4 protein-coding genes are annotated in these 3034 nt (G+C 38.8%); all 4 read right to left on the bottom strand.

Annotation, left to right across the window (positions count from 1 at the left end; translation table 11 throughout):
* Positions 1–429: 429 nt before the first annotated feature.
* A complete protein-coding gene (locus tag PLK24_RS08290; protein ID WP_324478080.1) occupies positions 430–798 on the bottom strand; it encodes a DUF5615 family PIN-like protein in 369 nt (122 codons plus the stop codon).
* A 1-nt stretch (position 799) separates the two neighbouring features.
* Positions 800–1045 carry a DUF433 domain-containing protein gene (locus tag PLK24_RS08285; protein WP_324478078.1) on the bottom strand — a complete coding sequence of 82 codons (246 nt, stop codon included), beginning with the start codon at positions 1043–1045 and terminating at the stop codon, positions 800–802.
* A 478-nt stretch (positions 1046–1523) separates the two neighbouring features.
* Complete coding sequence (locus PLK24_RS08280; protein ID WP_324478076.1) at positions 1524–2216, bottom strand: vitamin B12 dependent-methionine synthase activation domain-containing protein; 693 nt, start codon at positions 2214–2216, stop codon at positions 1524–1526.
* A gap of 172 nt (positions 2217–2388) precedes the next feature.
* Positions 2389–3034, bottom strand: a 646-nt coding sequence (locus PLK24_RS08275; RefSeq protein ID WP_324478074.1) for a DUF4113 domain-containing protein, incomplete at its 5' end; no start/stop codon positions are given.

Here is a 3034-nt window from a genome sequence, read left to right as displayed (position 1 = left end):
TTTATCCTGTATACCGAGTAATGAATAATAAGTAAAACATTAAATAATAAAAACTAGGAAAAAGACTTGTGTCTTTAGACAAAGGGAGATTGTGAAGGATTTTGATTGAGCTGCCAATTTATTGCGTCTGCTCTTTTTTTAATATAGCAGTATGACATAGTATGTCGAGTCTTGGATTTTGCTGTCTTATACACCTAATGGCATGGGGGTCAGAGGTCATTAATTAAAATCAACAATTTTTTTAATATTAAAATCCGTAGAGCCAAAAGAAGCAAAATTAGCCGTTAAAGAATGCTAACTCAATATCACTATTTTTTGATTTGGTTTTTACTTAGACCAGGCTTTTTTTGTGCTAATTTTAAATTATTAATCAAAAACTTAATGTTAAGTTATTCAACGATTTATTGTTAATAATTAGAAAACTTTCCATCAACTATTAAATGGTTCGTGTATTCTTATTCTTTCTTTTTCAACAATCCACAATTTTCCTCTGAGTTTTTCTTTATCAAGCATTTTATCAATCATTGGTATTAATGATAATATAGTATTTTTTGATTGGTTTTTAACCCGAAACACAATAATCCCCTCATAAGTTCCCGGCGGATAGAGGGTAATATTCGAAAAATCTAAGTCTAGTGTAACCAATATTCGCTTTTCCTCCTGGCAAATTCTAAGCAAGATCTCATCTGTACATCCTTTGAGATTTTGATCCAAAACTGTTTGCGCATTTCTTCCCCTCTGGTTAAAATGTTGAGCTACTTCTTTTGGAAGATTTTCATCAATTTTTAGTTTTATCATCTTAGAGTGGAACTTCGATTCGCTCCTTGCTAAGAAGGGCTGCATAAGCAAGCGCGGCATGGATATCTTCGATTACCAATGATGGATAACTTAATAGAATTTCATCTGGGCTAAGTCCTGAAGCCAGGTTATCTAAAATAACCGAAACCATAACTCGAGTACCAGCTATATGTGCTTTCCCATGGCAAACCTTAGGGTCAACAACAATTCTATGAAGTAATTTTTCTTTGTTAAGTTCATCTATCAATTGAGCCACCCCATTTTAATTGTTTACATTGTAAAAAATTATATCACGAATGAACCGATCAATTCTTAAAAAATTTCAACATTCTCCCTTGCCTTCTCATCATTTAAGGATGTGAGAACCTCACCTAACACCGCATATGTTGTCTTGAGGTTTCACTTTTTAATTTCCCCATTGAGGGGGATTAAGGGGTGTATCTTTAATCTGTCATCCTGAGGCTTTGTATTCAGAAGCCTTGAGGATCCCATCTACACCTCCGTCATCCTGAGGCTTCGTATTTAGAAGCCGTGAGGATCCCATCTTTTAGGTTTTTTTATCCTGTATATCCTTTAATAAATAATAAGTAAAAATTTAATAATAAAAACTACTAAAAAGACTTCTGCCTTTAGAAAAAGGGAGATTGGGAAGGATTTTGATTCTTACCTAGGCTTTTGAAATCCTCCTTTTTCCCCCTTTACCAAAAGGGGAGACCTATATGTCGCTACTTATTACCAAAGCTATACTTTGATTCACCAAGCCCGGGATCGTAAGGAGCTCTTCTTCCCGGGCAATTTTTTCTGGGACAAAGTTGACAACTTTCAAATTTGCTATTGGTTGGGAAAATAACCCCGGAAACCGATTTAATTGGAACCATCAAAAAACTATCGGTTAATGTAACTCCGATAAGTTTTTTAGGATCTCCAAATAGCGAAAAAAGTGCTACTTGTTCCTTCATCGGCCAATCCTCCAAAGATCCCGGATTCATGGTCGAGGTCATCCCCAACCGGTAGCGATCTTCGAGTTCGCTCTGAACTGCTTGATAAGCTTGCAAGGCAGCTTGCTCTTTAATGGAGTCCACCCAAAACTGCTCCATCATATCGGTTATTATCAATGACCATTCTTCAAGCTCCATTCCACAGGTTACAATAAAAGGAAATGCTCGATGAACTTCGTCCAGGTTTACCCGAAGCACTCGGCTGGTAAATTTCGTTTGGTCTATAATTACGGTATTTTCAGTTTTTTCATCAATAGTTGAAAGTTTATATATTGCTTTCGGCTTGGCAATCTTTTCGGCTTCGGCGATTAACTGGTCAATTCGTTTTGAATCGTCGCTTCCCTCTTCAATATGATACGTTTCGAATAGGGTACCTCGATCCACATTAAAGGGTATATTTTCCAATATTCGTTGCTCCATGTGCAACTCTCCTTTATTAGCTAAAATAATCTTCATTTTTTAGTTCTCAAATTTCGGTTCCAATGATTGGTTCATATTATAGCGTATCCTTCTCCAAATGCTCTTTTGGATACAAACTAATTGCATTCCTCCATTCTTTTAAATATTTTTTTTAAAGGCTTGATTCAGTTTCTCACGACACATAAGCCACCGGAAGCTCTCCCCAGTTGGTGGTAAAGCAGGGAGAAAGCCTTTCCCGACGCATTGCCCAGGGTTGTGCCAGTCCTGTTGCTCCAAAATGGACCACTTCCCGCCCCCACCGGTCGTTGATTTTGTCGATCGCCTGTAGCAACCGCTGCTCTTTCCGTTCCAAGAAAGAAACAAAAAGGTTTCCTTGGATCAATTTTTCATTACAAAGTTCAGGAAGAATAACCCCGGCTTTTCGGTAGGCGTATCCCGAACGATAAATTCGGGGCAGGATTTCCCGTATTGCTCGGATAAAAGCCACCGTGGAGTTGGTAGCCTCTGGGAATCTGGCGGTAGCAATATTGGCATATTGAGGACCGGGGCGAAAAGGACTGGTCATGATGAATATGCTTATGGTCTTAGCAGCCAATCCTTCTCGGCGTAATCTCCAGGCAGCTAAAGTTGCATAGTCACACAAAGCTTCTTCCAATTCCTCCCGGACTTCGACTACTTTTCCAAAACCTCGGGATACGACCATCTGCTTCCGGGTCGGTCGTATTTCCTGCAACGGCAGGCAGGGAATACCTTTAAGTTCCATTTGGGTTCGAAGTCCATCCACCGTCATGTGTTTTTGGACCCATCTTTCTGGAAGA

Origin of the sequence: Atribacter sp. (assembly GCF_035418125.1) — a bacterium.
Taxonomy (GTDB): domain Bacteria; phylum Atribacterota; class Atribacteria; order Atribacterales; family Atribacteraceae; genus Atribacter; species Atribacter allofermentans.
This window is presented reverse-complemented; position numbering and strand designations above follow the sequence as displayed.

Coding starts and splice junctions, on each gene's coding strand:
- PLK24_RS08290 (WP_324478080.1), bottom strand. CDS start 798: ATGATAAAACTAAAAATTGATGAAAATCTTCCAAAAGAAGTAGCTCAA.
- PLK24_RS08280 (WP_324478076.1), bottom strand. CDS start 2,216: ATGGAGCAACGAATATTGGAAAATATACCCTTTAATGTGGATCGAGGT.